The 17,246-nt window shown below is 59.9% G+C and carries 18 protein-coding genes and 1 tRNA gene; 5 read left to right on the top strand and 14 right to left on the bottom strand.

Going from position 1 to position 17,246, the window contains the following annotated elements; translation table 11 throughout:
* The first annotated feature begins 2 nt into the window (after positions 1 to 2).
* Positions 3 to 1,322 (top strand): plasmid recombination protein, encoded by a 1,320-nt coding sequence (locus AC5I5B_RS25480; RefSeq protein ID WP_495752918.1) that lies wholly within the window; start codon positions 3 to 5, stop codon positions 1,320 to 1,322.
* A 585-nt stretch (positions 1,323 to 1,907) separates the two neighbouring features.
* On the opposite strand, the gene AC5I5B_RS25475 is transcribed toward AC5I5B_RS25480, so the two are convergent.
* Positions 1,908 to 2,129: a hypothetical protein gene (locus AC5I5B_RS25475; protein ID WP_495752917.1), complete on the bottom strand. Its 222-nt coding sequence runs from the start codon at positions 2,127 to 2,129 to the stop codon at positions 1,908 to 1,910.
* Positions 2,130 to 2,222: 93 nt separating this feature from the next.
* On the opposite strand from AC5I5B_RS25475, the gene AC5I5B_RS25470 reads away from it, so the two are divergent.
* A complete protein-coding gene (locus AC5I5B_RS25470; RefSeq protein WP_495752916.1) occupies positions 2,223 to 2,438 on the top strand; it encodes a hypothetical protein in 216 nt (71 codons plus the stop codon).
* 46 nt (positions 2,439 to 2,484) lie between these two features.
* Here AC5I5B_RS25470 and AC5I5B_RS25465 read toward each other — a convergent pair whose 3' ends face one another.
* From AC5I5B_RS25465 to AC5I5B_RS25430, 8 genes are all read right to left on the bottom strand, one after another.
* Positions 2,485 to 2,835 (bottom strand): hypothetical protein, encoded by a 351-nt coding sequence (locus AC5I5B_RS25465; RefSeq protein WP_495752915.1) that lies wholly within the window; start codon positions 2,833 to 2,835, stop codon positions 2,485 to 2,487.
* Complete coding sequence (locus AC5I5B_RS25460; protein ID WP_495752914.1) at positions 2,832 to 3,209, bottom strand: hypothetical protein; 378 nt, start codon at positions 3,207 to 3,209, stop codon at positions 2,832 to 2,834. Before AC5I5B_RS25460 ends, AC5I5B_RS25465 begins: the two co-directional genes overlap by 4 nt.
* 49 nt (positions 3,210 to 3,258) lie before the next feature.
* Entirely contained in the window at positions 3,259 to 3,777 is a 519-nt protein-coding gene (locus AC5I5B_RS25455; protein ID WP_495752913.1) for a hypothetical protein, read from the bottom strand.
* Positions 3,778 to 4,108: 331 nt separating this feature from the next.
* The gene (locus AC5I5B_RS25450) at positions 4,109 to 4,339 is read right to left on the bottom strand and encodes a hypothetical protein (protein WP_495752912.1); all 231 of its coding nucleotides are present in this window, start codon (positions 4,337 to 4,339) and stop codon (positions 4,109 to 4,111) included.
* 245 nt (positions 4,340 to 4,584) lie between these two features.
* Positions 4,585 to 4,818 carry a hypothetical protein gene (locus tag AC5I5B_RS25445; RefSeq protein WP_495752911.1) on the bottom strand — a complete coding sequence of 78 codons (234 nt, stop codon included), beginning with the start codon at positions 4,816 to 4,818 and terminating at the stop codon, positions 4,585 to 4,587.
* Between the two features lie 550 nt (positions 4,819 to 5,368).
* Positions 5,369 to 7,096: a DUF6538 domain-containing protein gene (locus AC5I5B_RS25440; protein WP_495752910.1), complete on the bottom strand. Its 1,728-nt coding sequence runs from the start codon at positions 7,094 to 7,096 to the stop codon at positions 5,369 to 5,371.
* 88 nt (positions 7,097 to 7,184) lie between these two features.
* Positions 7,185 to 7,258 (bottom strand) — tRNA-Gln (locus tag AC5I5B_RS25435).
* 123 nt (positions 7,259 to 7,381) lie between these two features.
* On the bottom strand, positions 7,382 to 7,819 hold the full coding sequence (locus AC5I5B_RS25430) for an Lrp/AsnC family transcriptional regulator (protein WP_003508428.1): 438 nt from the start codon (positions 7,817 to 7,819) through the stop codon (positions 7,382 to 7,384).
* A gap of 129 nt (positions 7,820 to 7,948) precedes the next feature.
* On the opposite strand from AC5I5B_RS25430, the gene rocF reads away from it, so the two are divergent.
* Positions 7,949 to 8,869, top strand: a complete 921-nt coding sequence (gene rocF / locus AC5I5B_RS25425; RefSeq protein ID WP_111834825.1) for an arginase — start codon at positions 7,949 to 7,951, stop codon at positions 8,867 to 8,869.
* A gap of 13 nt (positions 8,870 to 8,882) precedes the next feature.
* A complete protein-coding gene (gene ocd, locus AC5I5B_RS25420) occupies positions 8,883 to 9,938 on the top strand; it encodes an ornithine cyclodeaminase (protein ID WP_111834826.1) in 1,056 nt (351 codons plus the stop codon).
* A 22-nt stretch (positions 9,939 to 9,960) separates the two neighbouring features.
* Here ocd and AC5I5B_RS25415 read toward each other — a convergent pair whose 3' ends face one another.
* From AC5I5B_RS25415 to AC5I5B_RS25395, 5 genes are all read right to left on the bottom strand, one after another.
* Positions 9,961 to 10,842, bottom strand: coding sequence for a DMT family transporter (locus AC5I5B_RS25415; RefSeq protein WP_111834827.1), 882 nt, complete (start codon positions 10,840 to 10,842; stop codon positions 9,961 to 9,963).
* Positions 10,843 to 11,319: 477 nt separating this feature from the next.
* A complete protein-coding gene (iolG, locus tag AC5I5B_RS25410; protein ID WP_026363582.1) occupies positions 11,320 to 12,312 on the bottom strand; it encodes an inositol 2-dehydrogenase in 993 nt (330 codons plus the stop codon).
* 240 nt (positions 12,313 to 12,552) lie between these two features.
* A complete protein-coding gene (locus AC5I5B_RS25405; protein ID WP_003508438.1) occupies positions 12,553 to 13,797 on the bottom strand; it encodes an adenylate/guanylate cyclase domain-containing protein in 1,245 nt (414 codons plus the stop codon).
* Positions 13,798 to 14,029: 232 nt separating this feature from the next.
* Entirely contained in the window at positions 14,030 to 14,260 is a 231-nt protein-coding gene (locus AC5I5B_RS25400; protein ID WP_020809209.1) for a helix-turn-helix domain-containing protein, read from the bottom strand.
* 250 nt (positions 14,261 to 14,510) lie between these two features.
* A complete protein-coding gene (locus tag AC5I5B_RS25395) occupies positions 14,511 to 15,620 on the bottom strand; it encodes an RHE_PE00001 family protein (protein WP_112295871.1) in 1,110 nt (369 codons plus the stop codon).
* A gap of 293 nt (positions 15,621 to 15,913) precedes the next feature.
* Between AC5I5B_RS25395 and AC5I5B_RS25390 the strand changes: the two genes are divergently transcribed.
* A complete protein-coding gene (locus AC5I5B_RS25390) occupies positions 15,914 to 17,218 on the top strand; it encodes an MFS transporter (RefSeq protein WP_065695327.1) in 1,305 nt (434 codons plus the stop codon).
* The last annotated feature ends 28 nt before the right edge of the window (positions 17,219 to 17,246 follow it).

Raw genomic sequence — 17,246 nt, 5'->3', positions numbered from 1 at the left:
CCATGGGTTTCCAGTTCATCCACCTCTCGGCGTACAGCCGCAAAGGCGATAGCAAGGGGCGTTCCACGGGCTTCGTGTTCGGCGAAGCCCGACGCGATCCGAGCGCGTCCCTTCACGTTCTGAACCCATCACCGCCTGTCGTCGTTTTCGGCACCGGCCTGGACGAGGTGGAACGGATGCACGATGCCGCTGCCGAAGCCGCTACGACGACGCCGAAGGGCGGCAAGCCCCGGAAAGTTCAGAAGTCCCAGCACACCCTCATGACGGTGGTCGCCTCGCATCCGCATTCGATGGAAGAGGTCCGCGCCGATCCGGAAAAGCGTCGCGAAGCCGAGGAGTGGGAAATACGGACGGTTGGATGGCTTCGGTCGCAATACGGTGACGCGCTGAAGAGCGTTGTGCGTCACGAAGACGAGTCCCACTACCATTTACACGCTTATGTACTGCCGGACGATCCGGCCATGCGTGCGAATGCACTGCATCCCGGTCAGTGCGCGAAGGCCGCCGTGATGGCAGCCGGTCCCTTTGACGGCGAAGACACAAAGTCGCTGAACAAGCGCGGCGACAAGGTATATAGAGCGGCGATGAGGTTATGGCAGGACTCGTACCACGAGACCGTCGGCGTGCCCTGCGGACTGACACGCCTTGGCCCCCAGCGCCGCCGTCTGACGCGGATGGAATGGCAAGCAGAGCAGACACAGGCCCGCGCGCTGCGTGCGTCCCTCGATCGCGCCGCTGCCTTGAAGGAAAAAATCAAGACGCATATCGGCGCGAAAAAAGCGGAAGTCGAGTCTCTGGTCTCGACGGCAGAGATGGAAGCCGCCGCGCTACGTGCGAAAGCCGACGCCGTGAAGGCCGATGCGGCCCGACGCCTGGCGGAGGCGAAGACGGTCACGGATGCCGCCAAGGCCGCGTATGAGAAGGCCATGGCCGAGCAACAGAAGGCGCGCTCCATGATGTCCCGCGCCCGCGAGGAAGCCGCCCGCGTCACGGCAGCAGCGGCTCGCCTCCAGCGGCTACCGTCGATCTTGAGGACCGTCTTCGACGGCTGGCGGCATTCCAAGGTTGCCGACAGGATTCGTGCCGCTCTTGAGTCCGACATGAGCGCGCTGCGCGAGCGCGCTTCGTCCGCGCTCGAACAGGCGGCGAAGGCCGACGCGGCTCGCCAGAAGGCCGTGGAACGGGCATCATCGCTTGATGCCGCGCTCGCCGAAACGGAAGCGCAGCGCGACACTTTGAGGCGCGAGGTGACTCGCCTTCGCCCTCCGGAGCCGTCGCTTGCACTCGGCCCGAGCATGAAGCCGACGCCTGGACGGCGGTAGATGCCGCCCTCGACGGCTCCGGCTCCGGGGTGCCCGGAGGCCGAAAATCTCCCGAAATCGCCCGAATCCAAAAATGGGGACGCCGGAAGTGGCCTTCTAAGCGCGTCCGGGCGACGTCGCCGTGTCCTAACCCATCCGAAATTGCCGTCGAGTTCCTCCTCCGGGCGTCGCGACGCCCGCGTGCGTTTGCGTCGATTCTAGCCGGCACGCATGCTTCATGGAGAGATTGGAGGCGGCGGCATGAGCAAAGGTTCGACAGCAGCGGAGGGGCAGCGGCGACGTCGGACGTGCGCGGACGAATGGCGGCGCGATCTCGCGCGGCGCCGCGAGCGCCGAGCTGACCCGGCAGCGAAGACGCTGCTCCAACTGCTCGCGCTGCTGTCTGCTGCGCTCGCTCTCATGCAGCCGACCGAACCGGCGTTCGAAGTCATCGCTCGCCCGCGACATCGGTCGCGGTACGATCCTCCACCGGGATATGCACTTGGACGTGACGCATGGGCTCGCGAGCGTGGTCTTGAGCCAGAGCCCGGAGCCGAAAACGCGGTGTCGGAGAAGCCAGCGCCGCGTTTGCGGCCGGCTCTTAAATCATGGCGGCGGCTCGTCCGCGAACTCGACTCGCCGTCTCCTCGCCGCCGTGAGTCCGCTCGTGTTGCTCTTGAGCAGCGGCTGCCGTCCCTCTGTCACGACTGGCTGCGCCGTCAGATTGCCTCCGACGACCGCATCCAGCTCCGACTGCTTGGACTCGGCGCAGGACCTGCGGAACTGGTGCAGCGCGCCATTGTCGCCGCTCGCGTCGAGCGCAGCCATGAACTGGAGTCAGAGACGGCGGCTCCAGGAGTGGATGCCGCGCATGAAGAGGACGCCGGGCCGCACCCCGGTAGGCGCTAGGAGGAGAAGGCGATGGAACAGGAACTTAACGCGGATGCCGGGACGTTCCTCTGTCACCTGACGGCAAACCAGCGGCAGCAACTCGACGCACTCGATGCCGCGTACATTGAACTCCTATCGAGCGACCGCGCACCAGCCTCGACCGACGTCGAGGCTCTGGCCCATGCCGTTGTGTCTTTCTACGACGGACTCGCCCGAGCCAGGGTCAGTCATGAAACCGGGGCCTGACGGCCCCGGTTTCCGAAATCGCGGGCCGTAGCCCGTAGCCTAGCGATCAAGGACGCATAATCGCCAAGGCTACGGCGGCGGCGTGATCGCCGTATGTCCGGTCGAGACGTGTCCATGTCTGCGATCCGGAAAGCTCGTCCGCAAGCCAAGAGAAATCGGCGGCATGTAACATTGCTGCGAGCACCGGACGCTCGTCAGTCGAGAGACCATTGAAGGCCTCACGTGCCGATTTGACCATGTAGCCCGCATCTTTGTCGTTCGCGGTACGGAAGCGTTCTCCGTAGTCTTCCCAGCTCAAGCACGGCTCTATTTCAAAGCCGAATCTCCCGGCCATCTGAATGACCGGCGACAGCATTTTCCACGTCGCGAAAGACGCGGTGCCAGTTATCTGTTTCATTGCCTTCTACTTCTTTCGTTCCTGACGGCGGTAGCCGCGGTCTTTGCGATCCTGTCCAGCGGCTCAACCACCTCCGTTGCCATCTCCTGGCGAAGGCGAAGCATCGCTTCGTGCCACCCTCGCTTCATCGCTGCCGCTTTCGCAGCGTCGATGTCTCCGGTCCATCCGTAGGCATCCGGAGTGTCCCACACCCACTCGTCACGACCATTGAAGCGAGCGACCGTGAGTTCCACGAGATCAAGAATCCCGTCGTCTATTCGAATGACAATGCTTGTTCCTTCGACCGACCCGACATCAGCCCTACCGCCGAATATGTCGGCGACACCGGGGTCTTTGAACCACGGCTCTTCCACGCTCATTTCGATCTTCAGCATATGGTTATTCCTGTCGCCGCTGAGGTCTGAAGGGTGAACGATGCGGGCCTCAAGCTCCGCACCTCTCAACCTGTGCCAACGCCGGAAGGCGGGTGATCGGCATCGCGTTCCATCGCGTCACGTAGGGCGCGATCGAACGCGCATCGGCGAGTTGCTCCTGTACGCCGATCAAGAAGCGGCGCGTCAGAGCCGGTGACAGCGTGACATGACGCAGGCCACGAACAATGTTCGTTGCGGTGTCCACCAGATGGACCTCGATGGCCAGCCGCTGCTGTTCGTTCTCAATGTCTGGCAGCCATCGCACCTCGGGAGAGATGATACGGGCATCGAATGGAGCATCGAAGATGAGCGTGCCGAACTGGAAGACCCAGAGGATGAGAGATCCGTCTACGAGGATCCCGGCCTTCATTGGATCATTCCTGATTGATCGAGCTTCAGACCTCTTGATGTTCGGCATGCCGATCTGAAGTAGGTTACCACTGTCTGTAAGAAAGTTGGCGGATGCCCCTTCCGCCGCCCGGATGGGAAGCGGATAGGTCGCGCCGCGTGAAAGTGCGATCATGTTCATGTCATGCTCCTGTCTTTGCTATGGTTTGATTTGAAGGGCCGCTGCGCGGGCCAGGGCGAGGGGGCTGCCGACCGCGGGCTGCGCCCTGAATGAATCGTTACCGCACTCCCGGCAGTGCCAGCACGTCATCATGATTACGCCCGTCTCGGGGTGGAGTTGCCGCCATTCGAGAAGCGGTTCCCCGCACGACTTCCACACTCCATTCGCACCGGGCCACGTGTTCGCGCATGTCTTCGTCGTTGCCCGCCAATCGGGTGTCTGCATATCGGTGTCTCCCGTTGGTCTCTGGAATGGCTCCGGGCGGCACATGCCGCCGGGAGCCGGCTTACCGCTACTGACGTACCAGCGACCGCAGGCTATCGACGGTGTAGCCGTAGTCTCGCAGGTAGATCCCCACCTCACCGGACCCGATGACGAGCGCAGCGATCCGCTCTCGCAGCACATCGTCCTCGATCTCGCTCGGCAACGCGGTGTCTACCGTATGCACGTATTGGTCGTATGCCTCCCTGAACGTGTCGAAGGCCTTGATGACCTCCTTGATAGCGACTGTTTTTGTTGTCATGGCCGTGTGGCTCCTTCCGTTGATGACGGATGAAGGGAACCAGATGACGGGAGAAAAGTCGTGGAATTTCATTTCACTAGCATCGGATGCGACGTCGTCGCGCCCGGTCGGTCAAGGCCTCGAATCCTTGACACGGGAGTTCCCGCAAGGATTCGAAGAGACGTGAATCCTTGCCGTCGATTCTCGAATCCTTCTGGACGATTCTCGAATCCTATTAGAAAAATATTTCACGCAATGGTAGAAAATCAGTCGATCAGCCTGTCGAAGGCGCGGATTCCCATCCGCCGGACATCGCAGGCGAGACTGTTCACGGCTCCGGGGATGCGGGACCGACGCGCGATCTTCTCGACGCCTGTCCTGTGTGAGCGGACGGCGATAGTTGCAAGGTAGAATAAAATGCCGCGCGTGTCACGGTGCGTCGTTTCGGTGATGATGAGGTCTACCGCCAGGCCCTTGATCGTCGTGGTTTTCGTCTCCATGAAAATCTCCATAAATCTTTGTTTTATAACAATTTTATAGCAGAATCAGAAGGATGGGCCCAGGTGAAGGCGCCGAGAGGACCAACAGAGATCTAACGTCTGAGTCCCGGCTGCGGCATTCAAAGCGGGAGGGCGGTCAAGGGGCCGCCCAGAGACACGCGCAGGCCACAGGCCGAGCATGGCGAGGACGGCGCGAAGCGAACCTTTGACGGACCGGAGCGAAGATATCCTTCCGCATCCGGGGGAGACAAAGGGTGAAAGAGGCCGAAGGCCGCACCCTGTGCCGATCCCCGGACTAGATCAGTCGGATCATGCCGACCAGGTGGCGGGCAAACCGGAGGCGCGCCAGGAGGCAGAGCCTCCGCGAGGACCAAGAGACGACGAGCATATCGGAGCCGTGAGCATAGCGACCCGGCACGGGTCACGGCGGGAATTCGCGCATGACGAGACCGGGAAGAAGGCAGCCGCAGGAGGTTCAGCGTAGCGCCGCGAATTGCGGGAACCGGGGCCGACTGCCTCCGGCGAGACATTCCTTTGGGCGGCGTAGAAGCTAGGCCTTCCGCCGCCGCACGATCCTGCCGTTTTCATCGAGAACCGGTGGTACGAGCTTCCTTTTCTTTACCATGATCTTTGGCAAGGGCGGCGGAACATCGGTTGACGCCGATCTGAGGAAGGCAAGATCAAGAGGTGGCTCGAAAGCTTCGACTACCTGCCTGAGCTTCGCGGTGCTGACGCGCTTGGTGTATGTGCGTCCTTCGCTACCTCCGCCTTCATGGCCCATGACGGCGTCGATATGTGATTCCTTCAGGTCGGTCGATTCCAGGACGGTTCTGAACGTGTGCCGGAATGAATGAAACGTAGTTTTCCTACCGACGCCTAAATCGATTTTGAGTCTCGAGAATTCGCGGCTGAATCCCTGACTAATGCTCTTGCCGTACGGGAGTTCGGGCGAGAAAAGGTGTTCGGCACGTCTGGAACGCTGGGCCTTTACGAAATCCATGAAGCCGTGTCGGATCAGCCATGAATGTATGGGAATCAGACGGGTGCCAGCCTCGGTCTTCGGGTCCCATCCGTCACGAGGCGTGATTTCGAAGCAGGGAAGGCCGTCTTTGATGGTGATGTCGATGCCTGGACGCAGGCGGCATATCTCCTCTAGTCTCATGCCGGAATGGAGGGAGATCAGGGGCAACCAGTGTAGTGCGCTCGAATCCGGCGCATCGCGATAGTCACGAGATGTGAAGAGGCGTTGTAGGTCTTCCCGCGACCAGTCGTCTCGGGCGGACTTCTTAGATTTGGTTCCGGGGAATGCGTGTCCGGAAAACGGTTGAAGACTGGCCGGAACATGCTTCTTGAAGATGAGCCATTTCCAGACCGAGTTCATGCCGGAGAAGTGCCGCTTGGCGGTCTTCATGGTGACGCGCGGCAAGGTCTTGTCGGCACGGGCCCGGACGAGTTCTTTCTTGGGGGAAGCCGCCCCGCCTTTCCCATGTGTGGCCGGCATCTGAAGAATTAGTTCCCGGAACTCCCCGGCCGTCTCGAACGTGATCTTCCCCACTGGGAGGTCACCCATGAGGCCGATGAACATCTCCACGGTTTTAAGGTACTGGTCCGCGTCCTTAAGAGCCTTGTTATGGTTGTAGCCTGCAATGATGTCCTTCTGCCATGCAGGGAGGAAGCTGGACAGCTTAGCCATGTTACTTGGCGGCTCAGCAGCGCTGGTTGCGACGGGCAGGTCGACCACGGATGTCGTCTCCCCGAAAAGTTCTTGCATGCGTCGGTCGACGTGCTCCCGGATCTGCTTCTTGAGTTCTTCCTCGGTCCGTGTCTGCTCTTCTTCGCTCGCATGGTAGCCGTCATAGCCAGCGTGTTCGAGCGCCCATACTGCTTCCCGTCTGAGCTTCTCCCAGGCCGGGACTCTTTCATCTCCAAGTAAGTCCGGAAAGAGGTCCGGGAATTGCCCTCCGTAGTTCTTGAGGTTGGCCGGGGAGTTTCTCTGGATGTATTTCCCGATCATGTTTTGCCATTCTTCCCGATCCAGCCAGTACCGGACGGCAGCGCGGACGTCGGCGTCGGATAGGATTTGCGGGTCATCACTCAACATCTCGAAAAGCCTCTCTGTCGCAAGATACAGGCTCGCTGCTCGCTGCCGTGCAACTCTTCGCACGGTGGTCTTTAAAGACCTGTATATTTCCGATTGACCGAGGCGGGCTTGGAGAGGGACGGGGACGCGCCGCCGGAAGAAGAAGGAATCGGCTTCGCGCCGGAGGAAATTTGACATCGCCAAAGCGCCCTTGTGGGGGTGCAGTGTGGGGGTATTCCCGGCACTGGCGACATGCAGCTAACTTATTGAATTATAACAGGGAAAGTGGCTGGGGAACCTGGATTCGAACCAAGATTAACGGAGTCAGAGTCCGTCGTTCTACCATTGAACTATTCCCCAAAAGCCTGAAGCACGTTGCCGCGTTCGCTTTGGTGGGTCGTCATATAGATGATTTATTGCGGGGCGCAAGTCGAAAAAATCGAAAAATGCGTTTTATCCCTGTTTTGCGTTTCGTCTCAGGGGTCAGAGCCGTGCGCGGGTGGAGCGCGGGGTGGAGAGCAGGAGGCTGGTCTCGCTGCCGGTGATGCCGGGCACCAGGCGGATGCGGCGGAGCACCGCGTCGAAATCGCTGAGTGTGGCGGCGTTGAGTTCCACGATCAGGTCCCAGCGGCCGTTGGTGCTGTGGATTTCGGATATTTCCGGAAAACCGCCAAGGGTGCGGATGACACGATCAGTCACATGGCCTTCAATCTCGATCATCATGATGCCGCGGATCGCCGCCTCCACCGCGTCGGCGCGTAGAATGACGGTGTAACCGATGATGGTGCCGTCGTTCTCCATTCTTTCGATGCGCGAGCGCACCGTCGCGCGCGAGGTTTCCGTCTCGATTGCGAGATCAGAAATGCTGCGCCTGCCATTATGCCGCAAAAGGGTGATGAGCCGTTCGTCGAGATTATCCATGATGACCAGTTTGATAAATTAATTTTAGCAGATCGATAGCTTATTTCGATAATATTGCCAATATTTGATGTTCATTTCGCCAGGTCATTGTGTTGAACTGGGCGTGTTGGCAGGAAAGCGAGGACGGGAATGGAAATCAGGTTGATCGGTGCGCCGCTGCAGATCGGGGCCGGGCAATTGGGATGCGAGATGGGCCCCAGCGCCTATCGCGTCGCAGGGCTGGCACACGCTCTCGAAGAACTGGGGCATCGGGTCGTCGATACCGGCAATGTGACGCCCGCGCCGTTGCGAGAATTTTGCCATCCCAACCCGGCGGTGCATCATCTGGCTGAAACCGTGGCCTGGACGGAGGCGCTGACGGAGGCTGCCTATCGTGAAAGCGCCGGCGCTGTGCCGATCTTCCTCGGCGGCGATCATGCGATTTCTGCGGGGACGGTCGCCGGCATGGCGCGCCGGGTGGCCGAGACCGGCCGGCCGTTTTTTGTGCTCTGGCTTGATGCCCATACCGATTACCACACGCTGGAGACGACGCGCAGCGGCAATCTGCACGGCACCCCGGTTGCCTATTTCAGCGGGCGCAAGGGGTTTGACGGTTATTTCCCGCCGCTTTCCCATGCGGTTCCTGAAGACAATATCGGCATGATCGGCATCCGCAGCGTTGATCCGGCCGAAAGGGCCGCACTGGAAGAGAGCGGCATCACCGTTCACGACATGCGTTCGATAGACGAACATGGCGTTGCCGTTCTCCTGCGTCAATTTTTGGCGCGGGTTCAGGCGGCAAACGGTCTTTTGCATGTCAGTCTCGATGTCGATTTTCTTGAGCCGTCCATCGCGCCGGCCGTCGGCACCACGGTTCCGGGTGGCGCGACGTTCCGCGAGGCGCATCTCGTCATGGAAATGCTGCATGATAGCGGGCTGGTCTGCAGCCTTGATCTCGTGGAACTCAACCCGTTTCTCGACGAGCGCGGCAGAACCGCGACCCTGATGGTCGATCTTGCCGCCAGCCTGCTGGGCAAGCGGGTCATGGACCGCCCGACACGGGCCGGCTGAAAGGGATGATGTGATGACCGTGATACCGAAACTCAATATCGTGCCCTTCGTCAGCGTCGATCAGATGATGAAACTCGTGCTGCGCGTGGGTATCGATACCTTCCTGCGCGAGCTTGCCGATGTGGTGGAAGAGGATTTCCGCCGCTGGGAAAGCTTCGACAAGACGCCGCGCATCGCCTCGCATTCGAAGGAAGGTGTCATCGAACTGATGCCGACCAGCGATGGCACGCTTTACGGCTTCAAATATGTCAACGGCCATCCGAAGAACATGAGAGAAGGCCGCCAGACCGTGACGGCCTTCGGCGTGCTTTCCGATGTCGGCAATGGTTATCCGCTGCTCCTGACCGAGATGACGATCCTGACGGCGCTGCGCACCGCCGCAACATCAGCCGTCGCGGCGAAATATCTCGCCCGCAAAAATTCCCGCTCCATGGCCATCATCGGCAATGGCGCGCAGAGCGAATTCCAGGCGCGCGCCTTCAAGGCCATTCTCGGCATCGACACGTTGCGTCTTTTCGATATCGACCGGTCCGCCAGTGAAAAATGCGCCCGTAATCTCGCCGGGCAGGGTTTTGCCATCAAGATCTGCGAGAGCGCGCAGGAAGCGGTCGAAGGGGCTGACGTCATCACAACAGTTACCGCTGACAAGCAATATGCGACGATCCTGACCGACAACATGGTCGGGCCCGGCATTCACATCAACGCCGTCGGCGGCGATTGCCCCGGCAAGACGGAATTGCATCGGGACATCCTCTTGCGATCGGATATTTTCGTGGAATATCCACCGCAGACGCGCATTGAAGGTGAAATCCAGCAATTGCCGGCGGATTATCCCGTTACCGAGCTCTGGCAGGTCATTGCCGGCGCTAGGGAGGGACGGGCAAGCGACAGGCAGATCACGCTGTTCGACAGCGTTGGTTTCGCGACCGAAGATTTTTCGGCTTTGCGTTACGTGCGCGCGAAACTGCCATCCACGGGCCTTTATACGGAGCTTGATCTGCTGGCCGATCCGGATGAGCCGCGTGATCTGTTTGGGATGCTTCTGCGTTGTGAGGCGGCTCTCGTCTGATTGATCTCGCCGGGCGTGAGGCTCAGGCTTGGCGGCGGTTCCTCCTGGCAACCACATGTTCCCGCCAGATGGTGAAAAGGCCGGCGGCAATGACGATCGCCGCACCGATCACCATATTGGACGTCACCACTTCACCATAGATGGTGACGCCGATGATGGAGACGAGCACCAGCTGGTAATAGGAAAAGGGTTGCACCGAGGCGGCATCCGCCAGTTCGAACGCCTTTATCAGGCAATAATGGCCGCTCATGCCGGTAATGCAGAGCGCCAGCATCCATCCCCAATCCTGCGGGGCAAGGTTGACCCAATAAAACGGGCCGACCAGCGTCAGCGCCGCCGCACCGGCCACGCCGGTATAGAAGAAGCTGGTCATCGCTGAATCGCTCTTGCTGCCGAGGCGGGTCAGGACACTGTAGAGCGCCAGCATGAAGGCGGCCACGAAGGTGATGATCAGCTTGTTGTCGAAGCCTTCGCCATCCGGCTTGAGGATGACTAGAACGCCGATGAAGCCGACAAAAATGGCGCACCAGCGTCGCCAGCCCACATGTTCTCCCAGCAACGGCATGGACAATGCCGCAACGATCAGCGGCGCGGAGGCGAGGATGGAGTGGCTGTGCGCCAGCCCGACGACGGCGAAGGAGAAGATGGAAAAAACGATCTGCACGGCAAGAAGCACACCGCGGCCGATTTGCAGCCAGGGACGGTTGGCCATGACGGCGCCCCTGATGCCGCCGGAGGATTTTGCAGCCATCAGCAGAACAAAAACGGCAAATGCCCAGTATCGCAGCATGGCCACGAAGACCGGCGGATAGGCGCTGCCCAGATGCTTCGAAATGCCATCCTGCGCCGCAAAGATCGTGAAAGCGACAAGCGCATAAACAAAGCCGGTCCTGGGTGATGGCATGAAAAAACCGCTATCCGACTGCCGCCGGCAAAAGAGTATTCGGGGTGAATGAGGTGGGTAACAGCCATATGTTATGGCCGTACCTTGTCAGACAACCTTATTTTCCGAATAGCTGCCATGCAAGTCCGGAAGCTGCCTTCTCAAAGGTCAATTGTTGGAATGTAATTTTGCGATGCTCTCCCCCTCATCCCTGTGCTTGTCACAGGGATCCAGCCAGTCCAAGTCCTTGGACTGAAAGCGGTCCTCCCGCCGCGCAGACGCGCGTCGGCTGGTTCCTGTGACGAGCACAGGAATGAGGGCGGTGGGTGCGCCAGCCTATTGTGAGATCTGAGAGGTGCGACGCGCTGCAGGTTGACGTGGAGCTTGGATGATGTGGGCCTGCTGCCGAAGGCCTTGGGCCAGGCACGGCTGTCCGCCGTCAACAATTGTGCGGCGGACAGAGGGTTCAGCAAGACGCACAGCGTCCCGATTGTGGCTTCAGCCGATCTTTACGGCCGCCTTCGAGGCGGTGGATTTCAGCGCGGCGTCGGCCAGCTTCAGCGCGACCAGCCCGTCCTTGATGGAAGGCGAGGGCGCGACATTGTTTTCGATGCTGTCAATGAAGGCGGTGATTTCCGCGGCATAGGCCGCCGTATAACGCGTCATGAAGAAGTCATGCAGCGGCGGGCGGGTGTAACCTTCCGCATTGGCGATTTCGATGGAAACCGGGCGCTGGTTTTCGGCCGCTGCCGAACCGAGCGAGCCATGCACTTCGATGCGCTGGTCGTAACCATAGGTCGCGCGGCGAGAGTTCGAAATGACCGCCTGCCTGCCGCTTTTCGTCGTCAGGATGATGCTGGCGCTGTCGAAATCACCCAGCGCACCGATCTCCGGATTGACGAGAACCGAACCGGTTGCAAACACGCTTTCCACTTCCTCGCCGAGCAGGAAGCGGGCCATATCGAAATCATGAATGGTCATGTCGCGGAAGATACCGCCGGAGACCTTGATATATTCGGCCGGCGGCGGGCCGGGGTCGCGGCTGGTGATGGTCACCATTTCCACCTTGCCGATGCGGCCATCTTCGATGGCCTTGTGAACGGCCTGGAAATGCGGGTCGAAACGGCGGTTGAAACCGAGCATCACCTTTGCACCGGTTTCCTCAACCACCTTCGCGCAGGCTTCCGCGCGGGCAACATCGAGATCGACGGGCTTTTCGCAGAAGATCGCCTTGCCGGCCCGGGCGAAACGCTCGATCAGGTCGGCATGGGTGTTGGTCGGCGTGCAGATGATGACGGCATCGATCGTCTTGTCGGCCAGAACCTCATCGATCGTGCTGACCTTGCACTGCGCTTCGCGGGCGATTGCTTCCGCAGCACCGGCCATGGCGTCCACAACGGCCACCAGCTGCGCACGGCTGTCGGTGGTGATCGCCTTGGCGTGGACCTTGCCGATCCGTCCAGCGCCGAGCAGTGCCAATTTCGTAACCATCTTTCCTCCGGTTTCTCACACCCGTCCCTCACTCCCGGAAAGACAGAATATGAATGCAAGCAATGTTTCGATATGGAATATATGTTCTATTTTGCTAGATCGACATCGCAGATGTGTCAAGCGTTTTGAGAGGGGACGGAACAGCGGAAACGGCATCGCCGAAAAGGCGCCCGCAACAAAGCGTCACCTCCGTCAGAAGGAGCCGTGCGGGGTGGAGCAAGGTGGGTGAAGGCGACCCGTTCAGTCGGAGATTATGTTCGTCTCTGGCGGAAGCGCGTAAACCTCGACCGGGGTTTCCAGTCCGCGCAGCAGCCATGGGCCGAGATTTTCGAGCTTTTCCTGATGTCCCGCCATGCGGACGAATTCTTCGGAGAAAAGCACGTTGCGCCCGGTCTCCTTGGTCAGTGTTTCCAGCCGCGAGGCGATGTTGACGGCGGGGCCGATGACGGTGAAATCGAGGCGGGTTTTCGAACCGATATTGCCGTACATGACATCACCGACATGCACGCCGATGCCGTAACCCAGGGAATCGTGGCCCTTCCGGCGATTGATTTCATTGAGCGCAACGAGGCTCTTCTGCGCGCTGGCGATGGCTTTCAACAGGTTTTCGCAGGCCTTGGGATCGCTGAGCGGGAAAATCGCCAGCAGCCCGTCGCCCATGAATTTCAGGATTTCGCCGCCGAATTCCTCGATGGGATCGCACATGGCGTCGAAATAACCGTTCAGAAGCTCGATGACATCGTCGCGCGGCCAGAGGTCGGAAATATGGGTGAAATTGCGCAGGTCGCAGATCAGGATCGCCGCGCCCACCGTCATGCCGCTGCCGCGTGTCGTTGCGCCATTGAGGATCTTTTCACCCGCATGCGGCCCTACATAGGTCTCCAGCAGGGTGCGCGTCATGCGGTTTTTCAGGCGTATTTCGCTGACCAGCGCGAGCGCCGGTAGCAGGTTTTTCAAGGCGAGGATTTCACTGTCGGAAAAACCGCCGGGCCGGTCACTGGAGAATGTGGCGACATGGCGCTTGCCAAAGGTGTGTTCGATCGGCCAGGCGCAATAATCCGTCAGCCCTTCGGCCCGCAGATCTTCGTAGATCGTATAGCCGGGTTCATCGATCTCCTCTCCGTTCAGCCGGTGGCGAACTTCGGTGGCGCCCTGATGAATGTCGTTGATGGGGCTGTTGAGATATTCGGGCGTATTTTCAGACCCATAGCCATAGGTGGCGATCTCGGCGGAGGACAGGCCGGCTTTCCACAGGATGCGCGCGCCAAGCCATTGCGGATGGCGAATGCGGAAAGCGAGCACGCCCCGCGCCACGGAAATTCCGCTCGCCCGCAGCCTGCTGCAGAGCTCGACGAATATCTCGTCGATAAAGCGTTCGTCCTTGGTGCCGGTGATGAGCCAGTCGAGAATTTCCGTCTTTTCCGCTGGCCACAATTCATCCAGTGCTGAAGAAACGCGTTCTTCGGTGTCGAGACTTAGTGTCATGGCAGGATTCCGGAGGTTGTTGCTGCTCTCGCACGGGCAGGGCACATGTCGAACTCGGCCGAACATGGTCGCTCGTGAACCCCATGTGGTGCCGGATAACGAAAATGTTAAGAGAGGGGCGTGGAAAATGTTCCGGAAGGGATTGGCGGCATCAGGCCACGCGCGCCGCCCGGATGTTCCCGGGAACATTGTCCCCCGGCGGCGCTGAGATTTTTGGTGATCGCTAGAAGGATCAGATAACGGTTTCGACGGGAATATGCAGTGCGGCGGCAACGCGCCTGATGCGCAGCGGATCGCTGTCCGTGCCGTCTTCCAGGGCGCGTATTTCGCTGGTGGTCAGGCCGCAGGTCACGGCAAGCTGTTCGACCGTATATCCGGCGAGATTGCGAGCGGTGAGGACTTTTTTGGCGAAAGGAGCATCGGTTTCGTGATCGGAATCGGGTTGTGAGACTGAAATTGTCATTTGCATCTCCCTGATGGTGGACACTTAAATGCGGGCGGCAAAGAAAAGTTGCCGGGCCGAATGCGACCGCGTTGCCGGAGAAGAAATCGGTGTTGCAACGCAGCGAGGAACATAGCGGCTTCATCCACCTACGCAATAGTTAAATTTTGTTAAGATTCGTGATCGCTGCATTCCTGCGGCGCGTCTTGCCGGGAAAAGGCCGAAAAAATGCCGTTTTTCGGGGTTTCCGCGGGGGTTAGGGCGGCTTTCGCTACAGCATGCCCCAGGCGCGAAACCGGCCACGACCCGTCACTTCCCGTAATTCCAGCTGGTTGGCGAGGCCGATCGCGCCCTGCGGCGTGGTGCCGAGTTCCTTGACGATCATCGCCGCCGAGACCACCGGCCGGGAGACGACAAGCTCCACGAGTTCAGGCAAACGCGAGGAGGAACGCCGGCCGGCCAGCTTGCGCATCATGCGCTCGCGCGCGTGGGTCAGCCGGTCATGTTCCTTCATGCCGGCCTGTGCCGCTTCGTAGAAGCTGTCGAGAAGGGCGATAAGGCGCTGCGTCTGGTGTCTCGCGTGCCGGCGCTCGCGTGGGATCGCGCGAAGACCGGCGCTCAGCGCCGGCAGGTGATCGGGCGTGACGGCGCCGTCGCGCAGAAAAGCGGAGGCCAGAAGCCGGCCGAGCCAGGGGCTGCGTTGCAGCACCTCGATCATGTTCCAGGCGTCGAGCAGGATGGCGGTGCGAAGAATTGCGGGTAATTCCTCTGTGCGTGCATGCACCTCCCACCATTCTTTCAGTCTTTCATCCTCGTCCCAGTCGGGTTCGTTGATGATCGCATGGCTTTCCTCCCGGTGCATCGTCGGAAGCGCGTTGCCGGTGGTAATCGCATCGAGCGTTGCGGCGCTGCGCGCCAGAAGCGCGTCCAGCTCGGAAAAAGCGCCATCCAGCGATGTTTCCCCCTCCACGTCGGCTTCTTCATCAAGGGAGTGATCGAGCGTTTGTCCGGGGGGCGCTGCCTCTTCGGCAAGCGCGGCCCTGCCGCGGAGCCTCGAAAGACCCGGTGCGGTAAAGGCCCAGCCGGCGGCATTGGAAAAGATCAGCCGCCTTGAACGGAGAATCCGGTGTGCCGCCGTCATTTCATGGGTCGGTGCGCGCACATCCATATGCGCGTCATGCAGCACCAGATCTTCCATATGGACGAGTTCGCCGTCCACCCACATAGAGGAAATGGCGTCGGTGAAATCCTGCCTTTCGATGAAGCCGTGTTTCATCGGTGACCGGGCGATCCGCTCGTCCAGCCGCGCCAGCGCCTCGCCGGCACGGGCGGCGGCAATGAGGAGCTTTTCGATCTGGATGTCCGATATATCGTAAATCATTGATATTTTTTAGTTTGAGCGCGGGCGGCTTACAAGGCGGATCACAGTCGCGGCGCTTTTTACTTTCTCGGTGTCTACCCAAAATCCCGACGAGAAGACCGGTGGTTAAAGGTCGGGAGCCACGAGGGTCTTGGAAGCCCTGACTGTTTCCTCGGCAATATTGCGATGCGGTATAAACTTGCGCACTGCAATATGACGGGTATATACCCCCACCGAGAGCGACAAATTATCACACCTTCCGTTCGCCCTTCCATCTCCAGACGAAGATGAATTGGAGTTTACCCGTGAATATTATGGCAAATGGTCCTGCCACGGCACCGGACCAGAAAACCCGTTTGAAATCCATTATCGGCGGATCGGCGGGCAACCTCGTCGAATGGTACGACTGGTACGTCTATTCGGCCTTCACCCTTTATTTCGCGCCGGTGTTTTTCCCTTCCGGAAACCAGACCGCCGAACTCCTGAGTGCGGCCGCCGTTTTTGCTGTCGGATTTCTGATGCGGCCCATCGGGGCCTGGTTCATGGGCACCTATGCCGACCGCAAGGGCCGCAAGGCCGGCCTGACACTGTCAGTCACGCTGATGTGTCTCGGCTCGCTGCTGATCGCAATCACGCCCGGCCATGAGACGATCGGCATTGCCGCACCGGCCATTCTGGTTTTCGCCCGCCTTCTGCAGGGTATCAGCGTTGGTGGCGAATATGGCGCGAGCGCGACCTATCTCAGCGAAATGGCCGGAAAGAACCGCCGCGGTTTCTTCTCCAGTTTCCAGTATGTGACACTGATTTCCGGTCAGCTTCTGGCGCTGGCGGTGCTTTTGGTGCTGCAGCGGGCCTTGACACCGGAGCAGCTTGGCTCCTGGGGCTGGCGCATTCCCTTCTTCATCGGCGGCATCCTGGCGATCGCGGTGTTCTATATCCGCCGTGGCCTTGCCGAGACGCAGTCCTTCGAAAACGCCAAGAGCGGAGCCGCCGACAAGCCGAAATCCAGCGGATGGGCGCTGTTCAAGCACTATCCGAGGGAAGCGCTGATGGTGATGGCGCTGACATCAGGCGGCACGCTCGCCTTTTATGCCTATACGACCTATCTGCAGAAGTTCCTCGTCAACACGTCAGGTTTCAGCAAGGAAAGCGCCACCGAAATTACCACGGCTGCGCTCTTCGTCTTCATGCTGTGCCAGCCGATTGCCGGCGCGCTTTCGGACAAGATCGGCCGCAAGCCGCTGATGGTGGGCTTCGGCATTCTTGGCACGCTGTTCACCTACGCAATCTTCAGCACGCTTTCGACGACGACCGATCCGATCATGGCTTTCGCCCTCGTGCTGGTCGGTCTGTTGATCGTTACCGGCTACACTTCCATCAATGCGGTGGTGAAGGCGGAAATGTTCCCCGCCCATATCCGCGCGCTTGGCGTGGCTCTGCCCTATGCGCTGGCAAACACCATATTCGGCGGAACGGCGGAATTCGTGGCCCTGAAGTTCAAGCAGATCGGCCACGAAAACTGGTTCTTCTGGTATGTGACGATCATGATCGCGTTGTCGCTGGTGGTTTATGTGAAGATGCGCGATACGCGCGATCACAGCCATATCCACGAGGATTGAGCCCCTCCGCTCTATCCGAACCGATAAA

The organism is Agrobacterium sp., from assembly GCF_059499945.1.
The sequence above is the reverse complement of the archived record's forward strand: the minus strand, read 5'-3'. Positions and strand labels throughout refer to the sequence as shown.

What these genes read in the sequence shown, in the direction of transcription:
- AC5I5B_RS25480 (WP_495752918.1), top strand. Translation starts at nt 3, where the DNA reads ATGGGTTTCCAGTTCATCCACCTCTCGGCGTACAGCCGCAAAGGCGAT.
- AC5I5B_RS25475 (WP_495752917.1), bottom strand. Translation starts at nt 2,129, where the DNA reads ATGGCTGCGCTCGACGCGAGCGGCGACAATGGCGCGCTGCACCAGTTC.
- AC5I5B_RS25470 (WP_495752916.1), top strand. Translation starts at nt 2,223, where the DNA reads ATGGAACAGGAACTTAACGCGGATGCCGGGACGTTCCTCTGTCACCTG.
- AC5I5B_RS25465 (WP_495752915.1), bottom strand. Translation starts at nt 2,835, where the DNA reads ATGAAACAGATAACTGGCACCGCGTCTTTCGCGACGTGGAAAATGCTG.
- AC5I5B_RS25460 (WP_495752914.1), bottom strand. Translation starts at nt 3,209, where the DNA reads ATGCTGAAGATCGAAATGAGCGTGGAAGAGCCGTGGTTCAAAGACCCC.
- AC5I5B_RS25455 (WP_495752913.1), bottom strand. Translation starts at nt 3,777, where the DNA reads ATGAACATGATCGCACTTTCACGCGGCGCGACCTATCCGCTTCCCATC.
- AC5I5B_RS25450 (WP_495752912.1), bottom strand. Translation starts at nt 4,339, where the DNA reads ATGACAACAAAAACAGTCGCTATCAAGGAGGTCATCAAGGCCTTCGAC.
- AC5I5B_RS25445 (WP_495752911.1), bottom strand. Translation starts at nt 4,818, where the DNA reads ATGGAGACGAAAACCACGACGATCAAGGGCCTGGCGGTAGACCTCATC.
- AC5I5B_RS25440 (WP_495752910.1), bottom strand. Translation starts at nt 7,096, where the DNA reads ATGTCAAATTTCCTCCGGCGCGAAGCCGATTCCTTCTTCTTCCGGCGG.
- AC5I5B_RS25430 (WP_003508428.1), bottom strand. Translation starts at nt 7,819, where the DNA reads ATGGATAATCTCGACGAACGGCTCATCACCCTTTTGCGGCATAATGGC.
- rocF (WP_111834825.1), top strand. Translation starts at nt 7,949, where the DNA reads ATGGAAATCAGGTTGATCGGTGCGCCGCTGCAGATCGGGGCCGGGCAA.
- ocd (WP_111834826.1), top strand. Translation starts at nt 8,883, where the DNA reads ATGACCGTGATACCGAAACTCAATATCGTGCCCTTCGTCAGCGTCGAT.
- AC5I5B_RS25415 (WP_111834827.1), bottom strand. Translation starts at nt 10,842, where the DNA reads ATGCCATCACCCAGGACCGGCTTTGTTTATGCGCTTGTCGCTTTCACG.
- iolG (WP_026363582.1), bottom strand. Translation starts at nt 12,312, where the DNA reads ATGGTTACGAAATTGGCACTGCTCGGCGCTGGACGGATCGGCAAGGTC.
- AC5I5B_RS25405 (WP_003508438.1), bottom strand. Translation starts at nt 13,797, where the DNA reads ATGACACTAAGTCTCGACACCGAAGAACGCGTTTCTTCAGCACTGGAT.
- AC5I5B_RS25400 (WP_020809209.1), bottom strand. Translation starts at nt 14,260, where the DNA reads ATGACAATTTCAGTCTCACAACCCGATTCCGATCACGAAACCGATGCT.
- AC5I5B_RS25395 (WP_112295871.1), bottom strand. Translation starts at nt 15,620, where the DNA reads ATGATTTACGATATATCGGACATCCAGATCGAAAAGCTCCTCATTGCC.
- AC5I5B_RS25390 (WP_065695327.1), top strand. Translation starts at nt 15,914, where the DNA reads ATGGCAAATGGTCCTGCCACGGCACCGGACCAGAAAACCCGTTTGAAA.